General features: G+C 69.7%; 24 protein-coding genes. 12 read left to right on the forward strand and 12 right to left on the reverse strand.

Annotation, left to right across the window (positions count from 1 at the left end):
• Positions 1-95: 95 nt before the first annotated feature.
• Positions 96-1,031, forward strand: a complete 936-nt coding sequence (locus tag FVE89_RS17205) for an ABC transporter ATP-binding protein (protein ID WP_160535218.1) — start codon at positions 96-98, stop codon at positions 1,029-1,031.
• A gap of 14 nt (positions 1,032-1,045) precedes the next feature.
• Positions 1,046-1,807, forward strand: a complete 762-nt coding sequence (locus FVE89_RS17210; RefSeq protein ID WP_160535217.1) for an ABC transporter permease — start codon at positions 1,046-1,048, stop codon at positions 1,805-1,807.
• 4 nt (positions 1,808-1,811) lie between these two features.
• Here the strand turns inward: FVE89_RS17210 and FVE89_RS17215 are convergent, their stop codons facing one another.
• A complete protein-coding gene (locus tag FVE89_RS17215; RefSeq protein ID WP_160535166.1) occupies positions 1,812-2,588 on the reverse strand; it encodes an alpha/beta hydrolase in 777 nt (258 codons plus the stop codon).
• 116 nt (positions 2,589-2,704) lie between these two features.
• Here FVE89_RS17215 and FVE89_RS17220 point away from each other — a divergent pair, with 116 nt between their 5' ends.
• On the forward strand, positions 2,705-3,547 hold the full coding sequence (locus FVE89_RS17220) for an FkbM family methyltransferase (RefSeq protein ID WP_160535167.1): 843 nt from the start codon (positions 2,705-2,707) through the stop codon (positions 3,545-3,547).
• A 19-nt stretch (positions 3,548-3,566) separates the two neighbouring features.
• On the opposite strand, the gene FVE89_RS17225 is transcribed toward FVE89_RS17220, so the two are convergent.
• Complete coding sequence (locus FVE89_RS17225; protein ID WP_160535168.1) at positions 3,567-4,166, reverse strand: Uma2 family endonuclease; 600 nt, start codon at positions 4,164-4,166, stop codon at positions 3,567-3,569.
• Between the two features lie 72 nt (positions 4,167-4,238).
• The gene (sfsA, locus tag FVE89_RS17230; protein ID WP_160535169.1) at positions 4,239-4,955 is read right to left on the reverse strand and encodes a DNA/RNA nuclease SfsA; all 717 of its coding nucleotides are present in this window, start codon (positions 4,953-4,955) and stop codon (positions 4,239-4,241) included.
• A gap of 77 nt (positions 4,956-5,032) precedes the next feature.
• On the opposite strand from sfsA, the gene FVE89_RS17235 reads away from it, so the two are divergent.
• Together FVE89_RS17235 and FVE89_RS17240 are read left to right on the forward strand one after the other, a co-directional pair.
• Entirely contained in the window at positions 5,033-5,773 is a 741-nt protein-coding gene (locus tag FVE89_RS17235) for a molybdopterin-binding protein (protein ID WP_160535170.1), read from the forward strand.
• A gap of 50 nt (positions 5,774-5,823) precedes the next feature.
• Positions 5,824-6,693 (forward strand): formate/nitrite transporter family protein, encoded by an 870-nt coding sequence (locus FVE89_RS17240; protein WP_160535171.1) that lies wholly within the window; start codon positions 5,824-5,826, stop codon positions 6,691-6,693.
• Positions 6,694-6,703: 10 nt separating this feature from the next.
• Here the strand turns inward: FVE89_RS17240 and FVE89_RS17245 are convergent, their stop codons facing one another.
• The 8 genes from FVE89_RS17245 to FVE89_RS17280 all read right to left on the reverse strand — a co-directional run bounded on the left by FVE89_RS17245 (position 6,704) and on the right by FVE89_RS17280 (position 12,317).
• A complete protein-coding gene (locus tag FVE89_RS17245) occupies positions 6,704-7,984 on the reverse strand; it encodes an NAD(P)/FAD-dependent oxidoreductase (protein ID WP_160535172.1) in 1,281 nt (426 codons plus the stop codon).
• A gap of 230 nt (positions 7,985-8,214) precedes the next feature.
• Positions 8,215-8,700, reverse strand: coding sequence for an ATP F0F1 synthase subunit B (locus FVE89_RS17250; RefSeq protein ID WP_202130888.1), 486 nt, complete (start codon positions 8,698-8,700; stop codon positions 8,215-8,217).
• 17 nt (positions 8,701-8,717) lie between these two features.
• Positions 8,718-9,296 carry a F0F1 ATP synthase subunit B' gene (locus tag FVE89_RS17255; protein ID WP_160535174.1) on the reverse strand — a complete coding sequence of 193 codons (579 nt, stop codon included), beginning with the start codon at positions 9,294-9,296 and terminating at the stop codon, positions 8,718-8,720.
• 118 nt (positions 9,297-9,414) lie between these two features.
• A complete protein-coding gene (locus FVE89_RS17260; protein WP_007566773.1) occupies positions 9,415-9,642 on the reverse strand; it encodes a F0F1 ATP synthase subunit C in 228 nt (75 codons plus the stop codon).
• A gap of 67 nt (positions 9,643-9,709) precedes the next feature.
• Positions 9,710-10,465: a F0F1 ATP synthase subunit A gene (locus tag FVE89_RS17265; RefSeq protein ID WP_160535175.1), complete on the reverse strand. Its 756-nt coding sequence runs from the start codon at positions 10,463-10,465 to the stop codon at positions 9,710-9,712.
• A gap of 71 nt (positions 10,466-10,536) precedes the next feature.
• Entirely contained in the window at positions 10,537-10,911 is a 375-nt protein-coding gene (locus FVE89_RS31225) for an AtpZ/AtpI family protein (protein WP_160535176.1), read from the reverse strand.
• A gap of 189 nt (positions 10,912-11,100) precedes the next feature.
• Complete coding sequence (locus tag FVE89_RS17275; RefSeq protein WP_160535177.1) at positions 11,101-11,745, reverse strand: DsbA family protein; 645 nt, start codon at positions 11,743-11,745, stop codon at positions 11,101-11,103.
• 89 nt (positions 11,746-11,834) lie between these two features.
• Positions 11,835-12,317: a DciA family protein gene (locus tag FVE89_RS17280; RefSeq protein ID WP_160535178.1), complete on the reverse strand. Its 483-nt coding sequence runs from the start codon at positions 12,315-12,317 to the stop codon at positions 11,835-11,837.
• Positions 12,318-12,450: 133 nt separating this feature from the next.
• Between FVE89_RS17280 and mutY the strand changes: the two genes are divergently transcribed.
• Positions 12,451-13,776, forward strand: a complete 1,326-nt coding sequence (gene mutY / locus FVE89_RS17285; protein ID WP_160535179.1) for an A/G-specific adenine glycosylase — start codon at positions 12,451-12,453, stop codon at positions 13,774-13,776.
• Between the two features lie 134 nt (positions 13,777-13,910).
• Here the strand turns inward: mutY and FVE89_RS17290 are convergent, their stop codons facing one another.
• On the reverse strand, positions 13,911-15,101 hold the full coding sequence (locus FVE89_RS17290) for a site-specific DNA-methyltransferase (protein ID WP_281408984.1): 1,191 nt from the start codon (positions 15,099-15,101) through the stop codon (positions 13,911-13,913).
• A 642-nt stretch (positions 15,102-15,743) separates the two neighbouring features.
• On the opposite strand from FVE89_RS17290, the gene FVE89_RS17295 reads away from it, so the two are divergent.
• The 6 genes from FVE89_RS17295 (at position 15,744) to FVE89_RS17320 (ending at position 22,028) form a co-directional block, all read left to right on the forward strand.
• Complete coding sequence (locus FVE89_RS17295; RefSeq protein ID WP_160535181.1) at positions 15,744-16,094, forward strand: septal ring lytic transglycosylase RlpA family protein; 351 nt, start codon at positions 15,744-15,746, stop codon at positions 16,092-16,094.
• 133 nt (positions 16,095-16,227) lie between these two features.
• Positions 16,228-16,542: a polyhydroxyalkanoic acid system family protein gene (locus tag FVE89_RS17300; RefSeq protein ID WP_160535182.1), complete on the forward strand. Its 315-nt coding sequence runs from the start codon at positions 16,228-16,230 to the stop codon at positions 16,540-16,542.
• A 93-nt stretch (positions 16,543-16,635) separates the two neighbouring features.
• On the forward strand, positions 16,636-16,872 hold the full coding sequence (locus FVE89_RS17305; protein ID WP_160535183.1) for a hypothetical protein: 237 nt from the start codon (positions 16,636-16,638) through the stop codon (positions 16,870-16,872).
• Positions 16,873-16,928: 56 nt separating this feature from the next.
• The gene (locus FVE89_RS17310) at positions 16,929-18,731 is read left to right on the forward strand and encodes an ATP-binding cassette domain-containing protein (protein ID WP_160535184.1); all 1,803 of its coding nucleotides are present in this window, start codon (positions 16,929-16,931) and stop codon (positions 18,729-18,731) included.
• A 36-nt stretch (positions 18,732-18,767) separates the two neighbouring features.
• A complete protein-coding gene (locus FVE89_RS17315) occupies positions 18,768-20,258 on the forward strand; it encodes a carboxypeptidase M32 (protein WP_160535185.1) in 1,491 nt (496 codons plus the stop codon).
• A 531-nt stretch (positions 20,259-20,789) separates the two neighbouring features.
• Complete coding sequence (locus tag FVE89_RS17320) at positions 20,790-22,028, forward strand: DNA repair exonuclease (protein ID WP_160535186.1); 1,239 nt, start codon at positions 20,790-20,792, stop codon at positions 22,026-22,028.
• Position 22,029: the final 1 nt, after the last annotated feature.

Genomic DNA, 22,029 nt, shown 5'->3' on the forward strand with positions numbered 1-22,029 from the left:
GCGTGCTATAGGCCCGTCCCAGCGGCGCCCGTCGCTTACCGTAGCGCAGCCGGTGCTCACCGCCGGCCCGGGCTTGCTCTCGCTCCCTTCAGGCTCTGATGCCGATCATATCCATCTCGCAGCTCTCGAAGACCTACACGTCCGGCTTCACGGCCCTGCGCGGCATCGACCTCGCCATCGAGCCCGGGGAGATCTTCGCGCTGCTCGGCCCGAACGGAGCCGGCAAATCGACCCTGATCAACATCGTCTGCGGCATCGTCACGCCGAGTTCCGGCACGGTCCTGGTCGACGGCCACGACATCGCCAGGGACTACCGGGCCGCGCGCCGGACCATCGGGCTCGTGCCGCAGGAACTCACCACCGACGCGTTCGAGACGGTGCTGAACACGGTGAGCTTCTCCCGCGGCCTGTTCGGGCTGCGGCCGGATCCCGGCCATATCGAGCGGATCCTGCGGGCGCTCTCCCTCTGGGACAAGCGCGACAGCCGGCTGATGACCCTCTCGGGCGGGATGAAGCGCCGGGTGCTGATCGCCAAGGCCCTGTCGCACGAGCCGCGCGTGCTGTTCCTCGACGAGCCGACCGCGGGCGTCGACGTGGAGCTGCGCCAGGACATGTGGCGCCTCGTGCGCGCTTTGCGCCAGCAGGGCGTCACCGTCATCCTCACCACCCACTACATCGAGGAAGCCGAGGAGATGGCCGACCGCATCGGCGTGATCCGCCGGGGCGAGATCATCCTGGTGGAGGAGAAGGCCGCGCTGATGCGCAAGCTCGGGCGCAAGCAGCTCACCCTGCATCTCCAGCAGCCGATCACGGCGGTTCCGCCGGAGCTCGAGGATTACGGGCTGGCCTTGGCCGGCGACGGGCGCGAGCTGGTCTATACCTACGACACACGGGCCGAGCGCACCGGCATCACCGGCCTGCTCACCGGGCTCGCCGCTTCGGGCATCCGGTTCAACGACCTCCACACCGAGCAGAGCTCGCTGGAGGACATCTTCGTGGGCCTCGTGCGCGAGGACGGAGCACGGGCATGAGCAGCGCCATGACCATGAACTGGCCGGCGGTCCGGGCGATCTACCGGTTCGAGATGGGCCGGTTCTGGCGCACCGCCGGGCAGAGCATCCTGGCTCCGGTGATCTCGACCACTTTGTACTTCGTGGTGTTCGGCGCCGCGATCGGCTCGCGGGTCTCGGCGGTCGACGGCGTTCCCTACGGGCTGTTCATCGTGCCCGGGCTGATCATGCTCTCGCTGCTGACCCAGAGCATCTCCAACGCCTCGTTCGGCATCTACTTCCCGCGCTTCGCCGGCACGATCTACGAGATTCTCTCGGCACCGATCTCGCCCCTGGAGGTGGTGCTGGGCTTCGTCGGCGCGGCGGCCTCCAAGTCGATCCTGATCGGCCTGATCATCCTGGCGACCTCGGCTTTGTTCGTGCCGTTGCGGATCGACCATCCCTTCTGGATGATCGGCTTCCTGCTGCTCACCGCCGTGACCTTCAGCCTGTTCGGCTTCGTGATCGGATTGTGGGCGGACGGGTTCGAGAAGCTGCAGCTCGTCCCGCTCCTCGTGGTCACGCCGCTGACCTTCCTGGGCGGCAGCTTCTACGCCATCGGCATGCTGCCGCCGTTCTGGCACGCGGTGAGCCTGCTCAACCCGGTCGTGTATCTGATCAGCGGCTTCCGCTGGGCGTTCTTCGGCAAGGCGGACGTGAACATCGCGATCAGCCTCGGGATGACCGCGCTGTGTCTCGTGATCTGCCTCGGCCTCGTGACCTACATCTTCCGGACGGGCTACCGGCTGAAGAGCTGAGACCTCACGGTTGCGCCGCCAGGAAGGCCAGCACGCCATCCCGGTGCGGCTTGGCGCCGACCGCGGTGGAGTGGTCCTTGCCCTCGATCTCGAGCGCCCGCGCATCCGGGATCAGGGCGGCGAGCGCCGGCCCGGACCCCGCCACCGTATCGAGAGTCCCGACCGAGACCAGCACCGGCACCTCGATCTGTCCGAGTTCCGCACGGCTGAGCGTCTGGCGGGAGCCGCGCATGCAGGCGGCGAGCGCCCGCAGATCGCTCCGCGTCTGCTCGGCGAAGATGCGGAAGGCTGCGGCCGTCGGGTTCGGCGCGGGCGTCCCGGCCGGCGCCTCGAGCGCCTCGGCGATGCCCGAGGGCAGCCCCTTGCCTTCGACGAGGTGCATGCCGAGGCCGCCGATCAGCGCGGAACGCACCCGGTCGGCGTGATCCAGGGCGATGTGGGCCGTGATCCGCCCGCCCATCGAGTAGCCCATCACGTGGGCGCGCTCGATGCCGAGATGGTCGAGCAGCCGGATCGCGTCGCCGGCCATCGCCTCGGAGCTGTAGGCGGCCGGATCGTAAAGCTTCTCGCTCTCACCGTGGCCGCGATTGTCCAGGGCGATCACCCGGTAGCCGGCCTGGGTCAGCGCCTTCACCCACTGGGTGTTGACCCAGTTGACTGCATGGTTCGACGCGAAGCCGTGGATCAGCAGGATCGGCTTGCCCGCCGACTGACTGTCCCCTGCCGCCGGCGGGACGTCGATATAGGATATCCGCACACCGTCGGACTTGAAGGATTCCATGCCGGGCAACCCATGCTCCTCACGCTCCGCCATCGCTTAGACCACGCGGGCTCGCCGGGGCAACGCATCGCGATTGGCTTGCCCCTTGGGGCATCGGCTGGCAAACCGCGCCGGTCATGACGGACACGCAGCCCTACGGCACATACGAACCCACCGGTCTGGTGGCGGCGATCACCCGCCGCACGAACCGGATCCCGGCCGGATCCTGGTACGGGCGGCGCCTCGCCCTGTTCCTGCGCCGGATCGCGATCTCGCAACTCGGGGGCAAGCCCCTCGATGTCACCCGATACGGGGCGCGGATGCGGCTGCACCCGTACAACAACAATTGTGAGAAGAAGGTGCTGTTCACGCCGCAATTCTTCGATCCCGAAGAGCGCGCGCTTCTTCAGGAACGCCTGCCGAAGGACTGCGTCTTCCTCGACATCGGTGCCAATATCGGCGCCTATGCCCTGTGCGTGGCCGCCTTCTCGGGCCCCGCGGCCCGGATCGTTGCGGTGGAACCGCAGCCCGATGTGTTCAACCGCCTGAGCTACAACATCGCCCAGAACCCGTTCCACACGGTCAAGGCGGTCGCCTGCGCGGTGGCCGACAAGGCCGGCGAGCTGACCCTGTTCATCGATCCCCGCAACAGGGGCGAATCGAGCCTGCGCATCGTCGGCACCAACGAGGGTGCCCGGATCATCGTCCCGGCCGTGACGCTGATGGATCTGCTGCGCAGCGAGGGCCTGACGCGGGTGGACGCGGTCAAGCTCGACGTGGAAGGCGCCGAGGACCTGATCCTGGAGCCGTTCCTGCGCGAGGCTCCGGATGCGCTCCTGCCGCGCATCCTGCTGATCGAGAACGGCACCGGCCAGTGGCAGATCGATCTGCCGAAGCACCTGGAGAGCTATGGCTATCGCGAGATCGCACGCACCCGGCTGAATTTGATGTTCGAGCGCCCCGCCGTCAGGACGGCGTGACAGGTCGTGCCGCGGCCGATCAGGCCCAGCGGCGCGAGTCGAGATGCGTGTCGGCGTAGATGTCGGCGAGCGCGCAGATGGGGCCGAGGTCGCCGAGCACCAGCGCATCGTCCGGCCCGGTCAGGGTCATCGACGCCCAGGATCCGGCCGCGCCCCTCTCGTGCAGCGTCGCCGCCAGCCGGTCCTGATCGGCGATCACGATGAAACGGTTGTGCGGGTGCGCGCGGTAAAAGCCGAGTTTCGCCTCAAGGATCCTGCCGCGGTCGCTTGCCGACGGCACTTCCATCACGAGGTAGAAGCGATCCGCAAAAGTCCGTTCCGTGTCGGTCACCGCATCGATGACCGTCACCTCGGGCTCCGGCCGATAGCGGGAGGCATCGAACACCTCGATGCCGACCTCCCGATCGGCGCGCCATGCGGGCCGAAGGCGGCGGAGTACTGCATTCAGATGCCGCTCAAAATTGCTTGCGATCCGCTGATGCGCGATCCGTGGGGCGGCCGATTGCACCGCAAGGCCCTCGATCAGTTCCCATCGCTCGTCGGCCGGGCGCGCGTCGAGGAAGGCGCGGAATGCGGCGACATCGTAGAGACGATTCTCGAGCTGTGCAGCGTCGGCCATCGGGCTTGCTCGGATCCGCGGCGATTCCGCCTCCGTGCTAACATATCCGCGGGGAACGAGCCAAGAATCGGGTCACGGCGGCGTCACCACCGGGATTTCCCCCACGATCGCAACGCCCGCCGGCTCGACCGCGCAGCGATAGGCGCGCACCGCCACGCCCGCGGCCCGCGCCTCGCGAAACGCCCGGTCGAAGGCCGGATCGATGTCGCGGGCGACGTCGAACGCCTCCGCGTGCATCTGCACGACGATGACGACCAGCGCCCTTCCGCCTTCGGCGACCACCTGGGCGAGGTCGCGCATGTGACGGGCGCTACGGGCGGCCGTGCAGTCCGGAAATTCCGCGAGGCCGGCCCGGCGCATCAGGTGGCAGTTCTTGACCTCGACGTGGCATGGACCCTCACTGCCGCTACCGCTCGCCACGAAATCGACCCGGCTCGCCTGCGCGTAGCGGACCTCCGGCTTCAGCACGTCGTATCCGGCGAGCGCCGGGATCGCACCGTCGCGAAAAGCCTCCGCCACCAGGGCATTCGGGCGCAGGGTGTTGAGGCCGACCCATTGCGCACCGCCGGGGAGATCCGCTTCGACCAGTTCCCAGGTCAGCGGCAGCTTGCGGGTCGGGTTGGCCGAACGGGAGAGCAGCACCCGCGCGCCCGGCGTGTTCAGGCCGAGCATCGCCCCCGGATTGGGGCAATGCGCGGTGACGAGCCCCTCCGCGGTCTCGATATCGGCCAGGAAACGCTTGTAGCGTCGGACCAGCCGTCCCGGCAGGAGCGGCGCGGCGAACTGCATGGCATCCTCGGCATTGTCGTAGTCGGGCGAGCGTGTCGCGCTATCTGCCCGCGCGAACCACCCGACGCCAGAGACCCATGGACCAGCCCTCCGAATCCGTCACCGCCGCCATCCTCGTGATCGGCGATGAGATCCTCTCGGGTCGCACCAAGGACAAGAACATCGGCACCATCGCGGATTTCCTCACCGCGGCCGGGATCGATCTGCGCGAGGTGCGGATCGTGCCGGACGAGCCCGATATGATCGTCGAGGCGGTGAACGCCCTGCGCGCCCGCTACACCTACCTGTTCACCACCGGCGGGATCGGCCCGACCCACGACGACATCACGGCGGATTGCGTCGCCCGGGCCTTCGGGGTCGGGATCGACGTCGACGAGCGCGCCCGGGCCATGCTGCTGGAGCGGCACAAGCCGGAGGACCTGAACGAGGCGCGCCTGCGCATGGCCCGGATCCCCTTCGGCGCCGACCTGATCGCCAACCCGGTCTCGAAGGCGCCGGGCTTCCGGATCGGCAACGTCCACGTGATGGCCGGCGTGCCCAGCATCATGCAGGCCATGCTCGATTCGATCGCCCCGACCTTGAAGGGCGGTGCGGCGATGCTCTCCGAGACGATCGAGGCGAAGGGCCTGCCGGAAGGCACTTACGCCGGCGACCTCGGCGCGATCGCCAAGGAGCGGCCGAAGGTCTCGATCGGATCCTATCCGGCGATGACGCCGGAGGGTTTTCGCAATCGGATCGTGGTGCGCAGCCGGGATCCCGAGGCGCTCGCCGAGGCACGCAGCGCCGTCGAAGCGCTGCTGGCGCGGCTGTCAGCCTGATCGATCGTCTGACACCCGACGGGAATGGGTTGCGTAGCGGAGTTGGGCGGATGGTTCGGGACAAGGACAAGCGGGCCGATCCGGAGGCCCGCCGCGACGAGTTGTTGAAGGAGGTCTCCGAGATCGGCCGGCCGGATGCCTATGTGCTGCACGAGGTCATCCGCCTGGAAGGCGACGAGGAACTGCGGCGCCACGGCCTCGCGCTGTTCCTCTCGGCCTTCGCGGCGGGGTTGAGCATCGCCCTGTCGCTGATCGTGCCGGGCGTCCTGCGCAGCCACCTGCCGGAGACCGATTGGGCGAAGATCGTGAGCTCGATGGGCTACGCGGTCGGGTTCCTGGTCGTGGTCCTCGGGCGGCAGCAGCTCTTTACCGAGAATACGATCACGCCGGTCCTGCCCCTTCTGCACGATCGCTCGGTGAAGACGGCGGTCCGGGTCGTCCGGCTCTGGGCGATCGTCCTGTCCGGCAACATCCTGGGGACGCTCGCCATCGCCGCGGTGGTGGCCCATTCGGGCGCCTTCGAGCCGCCGGTGCTCAAGGCCTTCGCGGAGATCAGCCACGACGCCATCGCGCACGACTTCTGGGCGACGTTCGTGAAGGCGGTCTTCGCCGGCTGGATGATCGCCCTGATGGTGTGGTTCCTGCCCGCCACCGCCAGCGCCGCGCCCTTCGTGATCCTGCTGATGACGTGGCTGGTCGCGCTCTGCAGCCTCGCGCATATCGTGGCCGGCTCGGTGGAGGCCTTCTACCTCGTGGTCACGGGCGCCGCCTCGATGAGCGATTACGGCCAGAAGTTCTTCCTGCCCACGCTGCTCGGCAACACCTTCGGCGGCGCCGCCCTGGTGGCGGTGCTCAATTACGGGCAGGTCGCGCCCGAGGTGGAAGAGACCAAGGCAGTCGAGGGTGAGCGGCCGGATTGAGGCAGGCCGCTCAATCGAGCCGCACCGGCGGGCTGATCAGGTGATCGAGATCGTCGAGCAGCCACGTTATGGTCCCGCGCACGGGCCCCAACAGGCCGATCTGGTGCTGGCGGTACAGCAGGTCGTGGGTCAGCCGGGCGGAGAGCCCGTTCAGCCGGCCGCCGCCGAAGGTGTAGCGGCCCAGCGTTCCCCAGCCGTTGAAATCGGCCAGCGAGACGAGGGCGCCCTTCTCGACGTAATGGAACGGGGGGAGTCGGGCGGCCACCGCGTCGCCGCCGGCCAGCGCCTGCCCGAGATGGCGGACGAGGTGCTGCGCCTGCTGCCGCGCGGCCTGGGCCGTCGCCGGGACCGTCTTGCCGCTCTGCGGATCGGCGAGGCCGGCGCAGTCGCCGAGCGCGATGATCGCCGGATCGCGGGTCGTGCGCAGGTCCGGGCCGACGACGAGCTGCCCGGTCCGTGACCGCTCCAGCCCGTCGAGGCCGGCGAGCACGTCCGGCGCCTTCACGCCGGCCGCCCAGACCTTCAGGCCGGCGGCGATGCGGCTCCCATCCTTCAGGGTGAAACCCGTCGCGTCGGCCGCAGTCACCATCGCGCCGGTCTTCACCGCGACGGCGAGGTCCGACAGGGTACGGGCCGCGGCGCGCGAGACCCGCTCCGGGAAGGCAGGAAGCAGGCGCGGCCCGCTCTCGATCAGGGTGAGGCGCAGGCGCTGCGGCAGGTCCGGCGAGCCGTAGGCCGAGAGCAGATCGATCGCGTGCTTCAACTCGGCGGCGAGTTCGACGCCGGTCGCGCCCCCACCCACGATCGCGATCTCCAGCGTGCCGCCGCGATCGAGCCGCGCCAGGAGATGGCACCGGAGCTGCTCGTGAAAATGCTCGGCCTCGGTCAGGTCATCGATGGTGAGGCAGTGCTCGGCGACGCCCGGCGTGCCGAAATCGTTGGCCCGGCTGCCGATGGCGAGAATCAACAGGTCATAGGCGAGGTCGATCTCCGGCCGTCCCTCGGCGGCTTCGACGGCGAGCGTCACGCGCTTGGCGTCGCGATCGACTCCCGCCAGGGCGCCCGGCTGGAATCGGAAGCCGTTGCGGCACCCTTGCGCGAAAAAATCGACCTTCTGCCGGTCGGCCCGGGCGGTACCGGCCGCGAAGGTGTGCAGCATCGGCTTCCAGACGTGGGACAGGCTGCGGTCGGCGAGGACCACATCGGCGCGGCCGCCGCGTCCGAGGCTCGTGGCCACCTCAATGCCGGCGACCCCGCCGCCGACGATCACGATCCGCGCTGCCCTTGCCATGCCGTCCCCATGCCCACTCCGCGTCGGGAACGTCTGTCAGGGCATCGTCGTTCGCCGCCGCGAACACGGATGCAGCGCATCTTTGCGAGCGTAACGAAGCAATCTAGCAGCGCCACGCGGATCCAGGTCGAGCCGCCCTCCGGGTCGCTTCGCTGCGCTCGCGATGACGGGGCGGCCGAACATGAAAAAAGCCGCCCGGAGGCGGCTTTTCGATGCGGTGTCGGGAAGGATCAGGAGCGCAGGCGGGTCCGGACCTCGCCGAGGCTCGCGCGGATCAGGCCCTGCGCGGCCTCGCCCTGCATGCGCTCGCGCAGGATCGTCTCCGACACCTTCACGGCAGCCTCGGCGGCGGCGGCGCGGACCTGGGCCTCGGCCTGGGCCTCGGCCTGGGCGATCTTGGTTTCGGCGGCCTTGGTGCGGCGAGCCAGGAAGTCGTCGAGCTTGCGGTGACCCTCCTCGGCGGCCCGCTGGGCCTCCTCGCGGGCGCTGGCGACGATCGCCTCGGCCTCCTTCTCGGCCTCGGCGCGGCGGCGCTTGTAGTCGGCCAGCACGGCGGCCGCCTCCTCACGCAGGCGCTTGGCCTCGTCGAGTTCGCTGCGCACGCGCTTGGCGCGGCCGTCCAGGCCCTTGGTCATCGCCGAGAAGCCGCCGACCTTCCAGGCGATGGCCATGAAGATCACGAACGCGACGGCGACCCAGAATTCGGCTTCGAGCAGCATCGTTGGGGTCCCGTCTAGTGTGCGGTGGCGTCGAGGGCGCGGTCGAGGGTGGCCCGGTCGGGGGCCTGACCCGTCAGGCGCTCGACGATCGCTGAAGCCGCCTCGCCCGCGATGGAGCGGACATTGCCCATGGCGGCCTCGGTCCGCTGGCGGATCGTCGCCTCGGAGGCGGCGAGCTTGCCGTTCAGCTCTTCCTCGAGCGCCTTGCGCTTGGTCTCAGCCTCGGCGGCCAGTTCGTTCCGGGTGGTCTGCGCGATGTCGCGCGCCTTGCCCTGGGCGTCACGCAGGGCGGTCTCGAAGGCGACGCCCGCGGCATCGGCCTCGGCCTTCATCGCCTGCGCCTGATCGAGGTCCGCGCGCAGCCGCTCGGCGCGGGCGTGCAGGATCGACTGGATGCGCGGCAGCGCGATCTTGTCCATCAGATAGTAGAGGAGGCCGAAGGCCAGGGCGAGCCAGATCAGCTGCGCCAGGAAGCCGGAGCTCTCGAAGGGCGGGAAGGCGCCGGTATGCGCTTCCGGATGCTCGACATGGCCCGGCACGATCTGCGTGTCGGCGCCCGGAGGCGGCGTGGTGAGGGGATTGGGCTGCGCCATGGGACCGCTACACTGACACCGTTCGCTGAGGCCACCGCGGGGCGGTGACGGACGAAGGCGGGCGCCCCGTCACGGAGCGCCCACCGATTGACCGGGAGGCGGTGGCCTCCAGCGCCGATCAGACGGCGAAGAGCAGCAGCAGCGCGATCAGCAGCGAGAAGATGCCGAGCGCCTCGGTGAGGGCGAAGCCCAGGAGCAGGGTGGCGCGCTGCCCGTCGGCGGCGGACGGGTTGCGAAGGGCGCCGGCGAGGAACTGACCGAACAGGTTGCCGAGGCCGATGCCCGCACCCGCCATGCCGAGGCAGGCGAGGCCGGCGCCGATGTACTTCGCAGCGACGGGATCCATGATAACTCCTGAGGTCTCTTCAGATCGAAACGTGCTTTGACGTTTGCGGCGGGTGGAGCCGGCCGGATTAGTGGCCGGGGTGAAGGGCGTCGTTGAGGTAGATCGCCGTCAGCGTCGCGAAGACGTAGGCCTGAAGCGCCGCAACGAGGAACTCGAGAGCGGTCAGCGCGATCGTCAGGAACAGCGGGAGCGGCGATAGCACGCTCCAGGCGCCCGCGAGAAGAAGCTGGACCACGAAGAACGCGAAGATCTTCATCGCGATGTGGCCGGCCAGCATGTTGGCGAAGAGACGGACCGACAGGCTGATCGGGCGCGAGATGAACGAGATGATCTCGATCGGCACCAGAATCGCCAAGAGCGGCTTCGGCACGCCCGACGGCACGAACAGGCCGAAGAAGTGGGTCCCGTGCTTCATCACGCCGAAGATCACCACGGTGGAGATCACCAGCGCGGCGAGTCCGAAGGTGACGATCAGGTGGCTCGTCACCGCGAAGGCGTAGGGGATCATCCCGAACAGGTTCAGGATCAGCACGAACATGAACAGGGAGAAGACCAGCGGCATGAAGCGCTTGCCGCCGTCGCCGGTCGCCTGGTGCAGCGTATCGGCGATGAATTCGTAGAAGATCTCGGCGAGCGACTGCATCCGGCCCGGCACGATCGAGCGCGAGGATGTCGCCACGATGGTGATCAGCGCAATCACGCCGACGGCGGCGAACATGTACAGGGCGGATTGGGTGAACGCGAGCTGCTGATGGCCGATATGGCCGAGCGACACGAGCGGCTTCAGCTCGAACTGCTCGATCGGGTCGATCGTGACCGCCATTCCGCTCCCGCCCTTCTTGTCCGACGCACCGGCTCAGGCCGGCCGCCTCGATTGTCACCAACCGGCGCGCCTTATGGCTCCTGCCGGTCGCGCCGCTCCGGACGCGCGCCGGAGAAACCCGACACCCGCATCACGTTGTAGACCCCCGCGACGAACCCGAGCATCAGAAGGACGATCAGGCCCCAGGGTTTGGTCCCGAAGACATGATCGACGATCCAGCCGAGTATGCCCCCCGCGATCACGCCGGCGACGAACTCGGTCGAGAGCGTCATGGCCTGACCCAGCGAGGATGACCCGTTGGTCCGAGGGCGCGTGGAAGGATCGGCAGCAGCCTGCGGCCGCTTCCGTTCGATCTGCGTCTCGAGACGTCTGAGCCTCGCGGAGAGTTCGCTGTCCGTCGGCGCCCCCTCGGTCCCGTTCCCGTCCCTCGCGTCGTCGCCGTTCACGGCTCAAAACTCACAGGGCGGGAGGATCCGAAACCAGCTGGACGCCCCCAGCAAGCGGGCGCACCATAGTTTCGCCTATCTTGAGTGTCAAGGCAAAGCCCATACACGGCAAACCATTGATACTACTATGGTATTTCAGCCTCGGCCGCTTCTCCTGCGTGGCGCTTCGCACGAGCGGCGGCCGGACGCTCAGGCACCGATGAGCGGCTTGATCACCTTCTCCATGCCCTCGACCGTCATCTCGCCGGTATAGCGCTCGCCGTTGATGAAGAAGGTCGGCGTGGAATCGACCTTGAACGTGTCGAGCCCGCGCTGCTTCACGGCGTTGACGGCGCTGTAGACCTTCTGGTCCTTCAGGCAGGCCTCGAAGGTCTGCTTGGTGTAGCCGGCCTGCCGCAGCATCTGCTCAAGGGCATCCACCGGCTTCGGCGTGAAGGCCCAGGCCGGCTGCTGGTCGAACAGAAGGTCGGTGATCGGGTAATACTTGGAATCGCCCTCGCAGCGCGCCAGCATGAAGGCCGCGGTGGCGAGCGGATCGAGGGGGAACTCGCGCAGCGTGAACCGCACCTTGCCGGTGTCGATGTACCGCTCCTTGAGCGTCGGCCAGGTGGTGCGGTGGAAGGCGGCGCAGTGCGAGCAGGTCATCGAGGCGTACTCGATGATCGTGCACTTGGCATCCGCCGGCCCGAGCCAGACGTCGCCGAGCGGGCCCGGCTGCAGCAGCGCGGCCATCTCGGCATTCTGCGCCTGGGCGCCGCGGGACAGGTAGGGCAGGGCGAGGCCGGCGCCGAGGGCGAGGCCGGAGAACTTGAGAGCGTCGCGTCGCGTCGTCATCGGGCAGGCTCCGCCGAATACATCAGGTTTGGCGTCGCATGCCGGTACTCGGGCGCGACCGTCCTGGCAAGGCGACCGAATCGCCCCGGTCAGCGGTCCGGGCGGGTGGCGACAGCCGCGGTGCCGAGGCGGTCGAGGGCGGCGCGCAGGCCGTCATCGGCGATGCCCGCGACCGCCTTCTGCACCTCCATGGCCCGTGCAGGATCGACGCGGGTGCGTCGCGCCTGCGTGCCGCCCCGGCCGACCCGATCCTGTTGCAGGACGATCCGCGACACGCAGGCCCATCCGTAATGGGCGTTGATCCGCTGGATCACCACCGGGGCGAGGTGCTGCAACTCGATGGCGAACACCCCCTCGACACGCACGACCAGCGTGCCCGAATCCGGTGTCTCGGAATCCTTGCGGCGGCGCTTCGGCCATTCGAGCTTCGACGGCCGGCAGTAGCGGGCCAGCCGTTCGCCGACGATCTCCGGCCATGCGGCCAGGATGTCGGTGGAGGCGAAGCCCTGCGCCGCGAAGGCCGGGCCGATGCAACCCTCGATCAGTTCGGCCAGCGGTTTGACGCGCGCCATGGTGGTCCCGGCCCTGTGGATCCCGCGAAGGTAGCGCAGGATGGTTGACGAAGGGAGGACGCCGCCGCGCTTTCGGCGCCCTATGATCGCCGCCGGCCTCCGGCTATGCAGCGGGCTCCCTGTCGACCCGATCATGCCGCCCCGCACAGCCACGGATCATCAAGCCGGCCCCGGACCGCGCGCCGACGACCTGCTCGCCTGGTACGACCGGCACCGGCGCGTCCTGCCGTGGCGGGCGCTCGCCGGTGAGGTGCCCGATCCCTACCGGGTCTGGCTCTCCGAGGTGATGCTGCAGCAGACCACGATCGCGGCGGTCCGGCCGTATTTCGAGCGGTTTCTCACCCGCTTCCCCGACGTGTTCGCCCTGGCCGAAGCCCCCGAGGAGGCCGTGATGGCGGCCTGGGCCGGTCTCGGCTACTATTCCCGCGCGCGCAACCTGCATGCCTGCGCGAAGGCGGTCGCGGCGGCCGGCGGGCGCTTCCCCGACACGGCCGAGGGCCTGCGCAAGCTCCCGGGCATCGGCACCTACACGGCGGGCGCGATCGCGGCGATCGCGTTCGACCGGCCCGAGGCCGCCGTGGACGGCAATGTCGAGCGGGTGCTGAGCCGGGCTTACGCGGTTGACGCACCGCTGCCGGGGAGCCGGCCGGAGATCCGCCGCCTGACGCAGGCGCTGGTTCCGGCGGAACGGCCCGGCGATTTCGCCCAGGCGCTGATGGATCTCGGCGCCACGATCTGCACGCCCAAGCGTCCGGCCTGCGCCCTGTGCCCCTGGATGTCGCCCTGCCGCGCCCGGGCGCTCGGCACGCAGGAGACGTTTCCGCGCAAGATCAAGGTGGCCAAGGGGGCACTCCGGCGCGGCGCGGTGTTCGTGGCGATCCGCAGCGGCGACGAGGCGGTGCTGCTGCGGACGCGGGAACCGGAGGGTCTGCTCGGCAACATGGCCGAACCACCGGGCAGCGCCTGGGAGCCGGATTACGATGTCGCCGGTGCCCTGCTGGACGCGCCCCTCGACGCCCGCTGGAAGCGGCTCCCGGGACTCGTCCGCCACGGCTTCACGCATTTTCCGCTGGAGCTGACGGTGTTCGCGGCCCGCGTGGCCCTCTCGACGCCGGCACCGGCGGGCATGCGCTTCACCCCGCGCGCCGCCCTCGACGAGGAGCCGCTGCCCGGCCTGATGCGCAAGGTGCTGGCCCACGCCTTCGATCCGAAGCCGGAGCAAGAGAAGAAGCCGCGCGGGCGCCCGAAGAAGGAGCCGCCGCCGATGCCGCTGCTGGCGGCGATGGAGGCGCCGGTCTCGATGCCGGATCCCGAGCCGCGCCCGCGCATCCGGGCCGTGCCGAAGCCGCAGCCGAAGCCGGCCCCCACGCCGCCACCGGACGCGGACGATTTTCCGGACGATGAGCCCGAGGCCCCGCCGGCCGCGCCGCGCCGGCGGGGCACGGCGCGGCGGCGCTAGGAGAGGCCGGGTTTCCAAAGGGCTCAGCCCTTTGGTGGGGTTCGGGGCGAAGTCCCGAGGTGTTCGCAGGGCTCTGCCCTGCACCCGCCAAAGGGCTGAGCCCTTTGGGATCCCAGGACCGGGGAAAGAACGGTTCAGCCGTTCGCCATCGCCTGCCGCAGGCCGGCCCGGTAGGTGTCGATCACCACCGGCTTGCCGCCGCGCTCGACATGCCAGAAGGTCCAGCCGTTGCAGGCCGGCAGGCCCTGGACCAGGGCGCCGATCTTGTGGATCGAGCCGATCACCAGACCATTGTCGAGCTGCCCGTCGGGCCGCACCGTGGCGCGGAAGCGGCGGCGCTCGTCGGTCACGGTCTCGCCGGGGCGGATGTGCCCCGCTTCGATCACCGACAGGAACGGCACCCGCGGCTCGGCGCGCTTGGTCGGCGCCACCATCAGGGCCGCCTTCGACAGGGGCTCCACGGCAGCGATCCGCGCGCGGGCCGCCTCGGCGTAGACCGTCTCGCGCTCGATGCCGATGAAGCGGCGGCCGAGGCGCTTGGCGACGGCGCCGGTGGTGCCGGTGCCGAAGAACGGATCGAGCACCACGTCGCCGGGATTGGTCGCCGCGAGCAGCGTCCGGGCGAGCAGGGCCTCGGGCTTCTGGGTCGGGTGGACCTTTTGGCCCGCGGCATCCTTCAGCCGCTCCTCGCCGGTGCAGAGCGGGATGAACCAGTCCGAGCGCATCTGGAGGTCTTCGTTCCCCCCTTTGAGCGCCTCATAATGGAAGGTGTAGCCCTTCGACTCCGCCGAGCGCGAGGCCCAGATCAGGGTCTCGTGGGCGTTGGTGAAGCGCTTCCCGCGAAAATTCGGCATCGGGTTGGCCTTGCGCCAGACGATGTCGTTGAGAATCCAGTAACCGAGATCCTGCAACGCGCTCCCGACCCGGAAGATGTTGTGGTACGACCCGATCACCCAGAGGGTCGCGTTCGGCTTCATCACGCGGCGGCAGGCAGCCAGCCAGTCCCGCGTGAAGGCGTCGTAGGCCTCGAAGGTCGCGAACTTGTCCCAGGCGTCGTCGACGGCATCGACGCGGCTCTGGTCCGGGCGCAGCAGGCCGGCTTCGCCGAGCTGCAGGTTGTAGGGCGGGTCGGCGAACACGCAGTCGACGCTCGACGCCGGCAGGGCGTTCATGGCCGCGATACAATCCCCGACCAGCACTTGGTCGAGGGGCAGGGGACGCTGGGCGGGTACGAGACCCATCCGTGGCGCCGACGCGGGCCGCCCGGCACGCGAGACCTGTTTCCGGGCGACGACGTCGGCAGCCACGGTACGCGGGGAAGCCATGGCAAACACCGGTTACGCGACTGACCGGCAGACCATGCCCCCGATAGGGTAAAGGCCGCGTTTTCGATTTTTGCCGGAACGCGTCCCGTTCTGGGGCTGCAGTTTTTGCCGGGTTCGGAACCCGCAGATCCCGGACACGTTAAGGAATTCTGACTGGCCTGCGCGGTGTGGCGATGGGCTGCCCCCGCAGGCGCACCGAGCCGGTCCCAGGCGCAGGCCGCGTCAGCGCCACGTGTACCTGACGGCTGGACAGAAGATCGCGCCGCGTCCGCATCCATCGGCGCCCCCCCGGGGCGCTCCTGTCCTGGATCCTGTGGATGATCGAGCGCCTAAGCTTGACGGCGCGCCTCCACCTCAGCGGGATGCTGGGTCACACCCAGCGCAAGGCTTAGGACTATGCGCTTATCCGCGCGTGTTTCGGCCTCGCCTTGCGAAAAACTTGCGTAATTCTATCTTCGACTTGCCGGCCAGTATTCCGAAGCACGGCCGGCAACGCGCCGCAACAATTCCGCATGTAATCAGATTCGGACGCGAAAAATTCGGACGCAATGCAACCGCGGCCGCAATTGAAGACCCGCCTTATTCCGGCCGATTTCCGAAACGACTGGCGCCGTCCCGAAAAAACAAGGGAATGCGCAAAGAATGACGTTTGGTTTCGGTAAGCTCGTTGTGTCGCTTGGAATGCTGTCCACCATCATCGGAACGAGCCTCCCGGCCGCCGCCCAGAGCGGAGCGGCCTCCTGGTACGGGAGCGGCCATCGCACCGCGAACGGTGAGCGTTTCAACCCCAACGGTCTGACCGCCGCCCATCGCAGCCTGCCGTTCGGCACCCGCGTCCGCGTCGAGAACAAGCGGACCGGCCGCTCGGTCATCGTTCGCATCAACGATCGCGGGCCGTTCGTGCGCGGCCGCATCATCGATCTGTCGCGCGGCTCCGCCCGCGCCCTGGGCATGGGCGGCACGACCTACGTGTCGCTGCAGGTCGTAAACTAAACCGGACCCCGTTCCGCACGGGCGCACCACGCGCCGGACCGCTCCCCTCCCGAGAGGCGGGGCGGCCCCCGGGCGTTGTCTGGGGCGGCCCGAGGCCCCATCTGCTGCCGGGTTCAGCCCGGATCAGCCTTCCATGCCCAAGCCCCTCATCGTCGACATCCCGCACGACCTCGGCCGCGACGAGGCCAAGCGGCGCCTGGAGCACGGCACCGAACAGGCCCGGGCCTTCCTCGCCAAGAGCGGCATCGCGGTGGACCAGCTCGCCTGGACCGGCGACCGGCTCGATTTCGGCGTCTCCGCCATGGCCCAGAAGGTCGCCGGCACGATCGATGTCGGCGCCGAGAGCGTGCGGCTCGAAGTGAAGCTGCCGTTCCTGCTCGCCCTGTTCGCCGAGAAGATCCAGAAGGTGGCCAGCAAGGAGGGCAATCTCCTGCTGACCAAGAAGTAGCGGCCCGGAACCGGACCGGCCGGGCCTTGTTTCCGCCCGAACGACGTCGGTTCGCCCATTCGGTCGGCGACGTCGGTCTCGCGGAGGATAGCGATGCCCGATCTCACCCTCGCCGATCCGGGACAGGTCCCCGAGGTGCCGCCGCAGCCCGGTCCGGCACCGGACCAGCCCTACGAGCCGCCGCAGGCGCCGACCCAGCCGCCGGGACCGGAGATCCCGGGCGACACCCCGGCCGAGGCGCCAGGCATCCAGCCGCCGGAGATCCCCGTCAACGATCCGGGCGCACCGGAGATCAGCCCGCCAACGGGGCCGGCGAACCCGGTCGCCTGACAGGGGAGCGGGCGCGCGGGTTTGAACGGTGAGCCGCGCGCTGCCATAAGCCGGCCATGGCCGCTCCCCCGCTCCTGACTCTCCAAGACGTCGCGCTGACCTTCGGCGGCACCCCGCTGATCACGCGCGCCGAGATCGCCATCGCCCCGGGCGAGCGCACCTGCCTCGTCGGGCGCAACGGCTCCGGCAAATCGACCCTGATGAAGATCGCCGCCGGCCTGGTCGAGCCCGATAAGGGCCGCCGGTTCGTGCAGCCCGGCACGACGATCCGCTACCTCGCGCAGGAGCCGGACTTTTCCGGCTTCGCCACCACGCTGGATTTCGTGGAAGCCGGCCTGCCGCCGGGAGAATCGACTCACCGCGCCCGCTACCTGCTCGAAAGCCTCGGCCTCACGGGCGAGGAGGACCCCAAAAAGCTTTCTGGCGGGGAGGGGCGGCGCACCGCGCTCGCGCAGGCCCTGGCCCCCGAGCCCGACGTTCTGCTCCTCGACGAGCCCACCAACCATCTCGACCTGCCGGCGATCGAGTGGCTCGAATCCGAGCTGAAGGGCACCCGCGCCGCCCTCGTGCTGATCAGCCACGACCGGCGCTTCCTCTCGGCCCTGTCGCGGGCCACGATCTGGCTCGACCGGGGCGAGACCCGCCGGATCGACCAGGGTTTTTCCGGCTTCGAGGCGTGGCGCGACGCCTTCTTCGAGGAGGAGGAGCGCGACCAGCACAAGCTCGACCGCAAGATCGCTGCCGAGGAGCACTGGCTGCGCTACGGCGTCACCGCCCGGCGCAAGCGCAACGTCCGCCGCCTCGGCAACCTGCACGAACTCCGAAAAAACCGCCGCGAGGTCCGCCGCCCGGTCGGCAGCGTCAGCATGCAGGCCTCGGACGCGGAATCCTCCGGCAGCCTCGTGGTCGAGGCCCGCGACATCGCGAAATCCTACGGGGAGCGGAAGATCGTGGACGGCCTGTCGCTGCGGGTGATGCGCGGCGACCGGCTCGGCATCGTCGGGGCCAACGGCGCCGGCAAGTCGACGCTGATCAACCTGCTGATGGGCCGGCTCGAACCGGATTCCGGGCAGGTGGTGCTCGGCACCAACCTGATGCCGGTGGTGCTCGATCAGGCCCGGGCCGTGCTGGAGCCCGGCATGACCGTCACCGACGTGCTCACCGGCGGCCGGGGCGACAGCGTCACGGTGAACGGCCAGAGCCGCCACGTGATCGGCTATCTCAAGGACTTCCTGTTCACCCCCGAGCAGGCCCGCACGCCGGTCTCGGTGCTGTCGGGCGGCGAGCGCAACCGGCTGCTGATCGCCCGCGCGCTGGCGCAGCCGGCCAACCTCCTCGTTCTCGACGAGCCGACCAACGACCTCGACCTCGAAACCCTCGACCTGCTCCAGGAAATGCTCGGCGACTACCAGGGCACGCTGATCCTGGTGAGCCACGACCGCGACTTCCTCGATCGGGTGGTCGGCAGCGTGCTCGTCTCGGAGGGCGCCGGCCGCTGGGTCGAGTATGCCGGCGGCTACAGCGACATGCTGCTCCAGCGCGGGCAGGGGGTCGAGGCCCGCACGGTCGCACCGAAGGCCAAGGAGCCGCGCCTACGGTCCGCGGCCGCGGCGCCGCAGCCGGCGTCCAAGCCCAAGCTCGGCTTCAACGAGCAGCACGAGTTGAAGACGCTGCCGGCCAAGATGCAGAAGCTGGAGGCGGCGATCGGCCAGCTCAAGACGATCCTGGCCGACCCCGACCTCTACGCCCGCGATCCCGCCCGGTTCGACAGGGCCTCGACCATGCTGGCCCAGGCCGAGACCGAGCTGTCCCAGGCGGAGGACCGCTGGCTGGAGCTGGAGATGCTGCAGGCGGGGTGAGCGCCGCCTGCACCTGCGAGACCGACCGGAGACCGCATGACCGCCTACCAGACCCTCGAACAGCGCTTCGCGCGCCTCGCCGCCCTCGAAGGCGCCGCCGGGATTCTCGGCTGGGACGCGCAGACCCTGATGCCGGACGGCGCCGCGTCGGCGCGGGGCGATCAGCTGGCGATCCTGCGCGGCCTCGCCCACGCGATGCTGACCGAGCCCGAGGCGGCCGCGGAACTCGACGCCGCCGAGCGGGAAGATGTCCGCGACTCCTGGGCCGCCGCCAACCTGCGCGAGATGCGCCGGGCGCAGGCCCACGCCACCGCGGTGCCGCGCGATCTGGTCGAGGCGAGTTCCCGGGCGGTGTCCCGCTCCGAGATGGTCTGGCGCGAGGCGCGCCGCGACGCCGACTTCGCCAAGCTGGAGCCGCACCTCGCCGAGGTGCTGCGGCTCCAGCGCGAGATCGGTCAGGCCAAGGGCGCGGCCCTCGGACTCGACCCCTACGACGCGCTGCTCGACAGCTACGATCCCGGCATGCGCCGGGCCACGATCGACCCGCTGTTCTCGGATCTGACCAGCTGGCTGCCGGAGCTGATCGCCCGCGCCCGGGAGATTCAGGCGTCGCGGCCGGCGCCGCTGCCGCTCACCGGCCCGTTCGACGTGGACGTGCAGCGCAAGCTCGGCCTTCGGCTCATGGAAGCGGTGGGGTTCGATTTCACCCGCGGCCGGCTCGACATCAGCCTCCACCCGTTCTGCGGCGGCGCCACCGATGACGTGCGCATCACCACCCGCTACGACGCGGCCGATTTCGGCCGGGCCCTGATGGGCGTGCTGCACGAGACGGGCCATGCCCTCTACGAGCAGGGCCGTCCGGAATCCTGGCGCAACCAGCCGGTCGGCGCGGCCCGCGGCATGAGCCTGCACGAGAGCCAGTCGCTCATCGTCGAGATGCAGGCCTGCCGGAGCCGGGACTTCTTCGCCTTCCTGGCGCCGCTGCTGCGGGAGGCGTTCGGGCGGTCGGGCCCGGAATGGTCGCCGGAGAACCTGCACGCCCTCAACACCCGGGTCGCGCCGGGCTTCATCCGGGTCGATGCCGACGAGGCGACCTATCCGGCGCACATCCTGCTGCGCTACCGGCTGGAGACCGCGATGATCGCGGGCGACCTCGCGGTGCGGGATCTGCCGGGCGCCTTCAACGACGGCATGCGGGAGCTTCTGGGTCTCACCGTACCGGACGACCGGGTCGGCTGCCTGCAGGACATCCACTGGCCGAGCGGCGCCTTCGGCTATTTCCCGACCTACACGCTGGGTGCGCTCGCGGCGGCGCAGCTGTTCCGGGCCGCCCGGGCGGCGGAGCCGGCGCTGCCGGGCTGTCTGGCGGAGGGCGATTTCGCGCCGCTGCGGCGCTGGCTGCGCGCGAACGTGCACGAGGTCGGCAGCCTGCTCGACACCGACGCGCTGCTGACCCGCGCCACCGGCGCGCCTCTCGGCACCGCGGCGTTCCGGGCGCATCTGGAGGCGCGGTATCTCGGGGGGTGATCGGGGCGAGGGCGAGCCCTTTTAAAGTGTTTGGTCGGAGACCCGAGACGGGGCGTGGAGCCGGTCTGCACGGCCCTTTCCCGGGCGCATGCAGCGAAAGCGGAATGCGACCCGGGATCCGGCATCAGACGTCGCGCAGCGTCGATCTGGATCGACCTGTGCCGCAGGCGCGGCGCTTTGTGTGCTGGATCCCGGATCAGGTTCCGCTGTCGCTCCACCTGTCCGGGAAAGGGGCGCCCGTCATGAGCCAGGGAGCGCCGACCCCATGTCGCGCGCAAAGAGAATGGCGCGCACGCCGCGGAACACCTTGAAAGGGCTGGGGCGAGGGCCTGCGGGCTCCACCCGTCACCCATGTCGCCGAACGGCCGGCGCCGTTCTCCGCAGCCCGAAAACGGACGGGAGACGCCGCGGGTCGCCGCTGACCGCGCTTGAGCCGGCCCCCGCCGCCGGCCTAAGAGCCAGCCTCGTCACGCCGGCTCTTCCCCGGGAGAGGCGTGCCTTCCGAACGCGCCACGATCCCTCCAAGCTCCGATGTCAGGCTTCAGCTTCATCCACGCGGCGGACCTGCATCTCGGCAGCCCGCTCTCGGGCCTCGCGAACCGCGATGCGGATCTCGCGCGGCGCCTCGCGACGGCCGGGCGGCAGGCCTTCGAGGATCTGGTCACCCAGGCGATCGAGCGGTCGGTGGCCTTCGTGGTCGTGGCGGGCGACGTCTACGACGGGGACTGGGCCGACAACACGATCGGCCTGTTCTTCGCCCGGCAGGTGGGCCGCCTCGACCGCGCCGGCATCCCGACGATCCTGGTCCGCGGCAACCACGACGCGGAGAGCGTGATCACCCGCGCGATCACCCTGCCATCCTCGGTCCACGTCTTCCCGGCCAACCGCGCCGGCACCCACCGGATCGAAGCCCTGCGCGTCGCCCTGCACGGCCGCAGCTTCCAGGCCCGCGCCGTCGAGGAGAATCTGTCGCTGACTTATCCGGCGGCCCTGCCGGGCTGGTTCAACCTCGGGATCCTGCATACCTCCTGCACCGGCCACGCCGCCCACGAGACCTACGCGCCCTGCTCGGTCGCCGACCTTGCGGCCAGGGGCTACGATTACTGGGCGCTCGGTCATATCCACGAATATGCCGAGCTGTCCCAGGATCCCTGGATCGTGTTCCCCGGCAATCTCCAGGGCCGGAGCATCCGCGAATGCGGCGAGAAGGGCGCCGTCCTCGTGGAGGTGGCCGACGGCCGCGTGACCGGCCTGACCCGCCTCGCCCTCGACCGCGCCCGGTTCGAGCGGGTCGCGGTGGATCTCGCCGACGCCCCCGATACCCGCGCGGCGGTCGAAGCTGCGGAGGCGGCCCTGCGCCCGCTTGCGGGTCTCGCGGCGAGCCGGCTCGTTCTGGTCCGTGTCCATCTCACCGGCACCACGAAGGCCCACGACGCCCTGGCGGCCGACCGGGAATCGGTGACGGCCGAGATCCAGGCCGCCGCCCACCGGCTGCACGAGGATCTCTGGCTCGAACGCCTCAAGATCGAGACGCGCCGGCCGCCCGCTCCGCTCGACTCATCCGGCGCCGCGATCGACCCGGCCGCCCTGCTCGCCGACCTCGACCGCGATCCGGAGTTCCGCATCAGGGCCAAGGCCGCGCTGGCGGAGATCGGCGGCCGGATGCCCGCCGCAGTCGCCGCCGAGGGAGATCTGGAGGCCGAGTTCGATGCGCTGTGCGCCGAGGCCGAGGCGCTGATCCTCGGCCGCCTCACCGGCCGGCACTGCTGAG

The organism is Methylobacterium sp. 2A (genome assembly GCF_009806555.1).
In the GTDB taxonomy this organism is placed as follows: Bacteria; Pseudomonadota; Alphaproteobacteria; order Rhizobiales; family Beijerinckiaceae; genus Methylobacterium.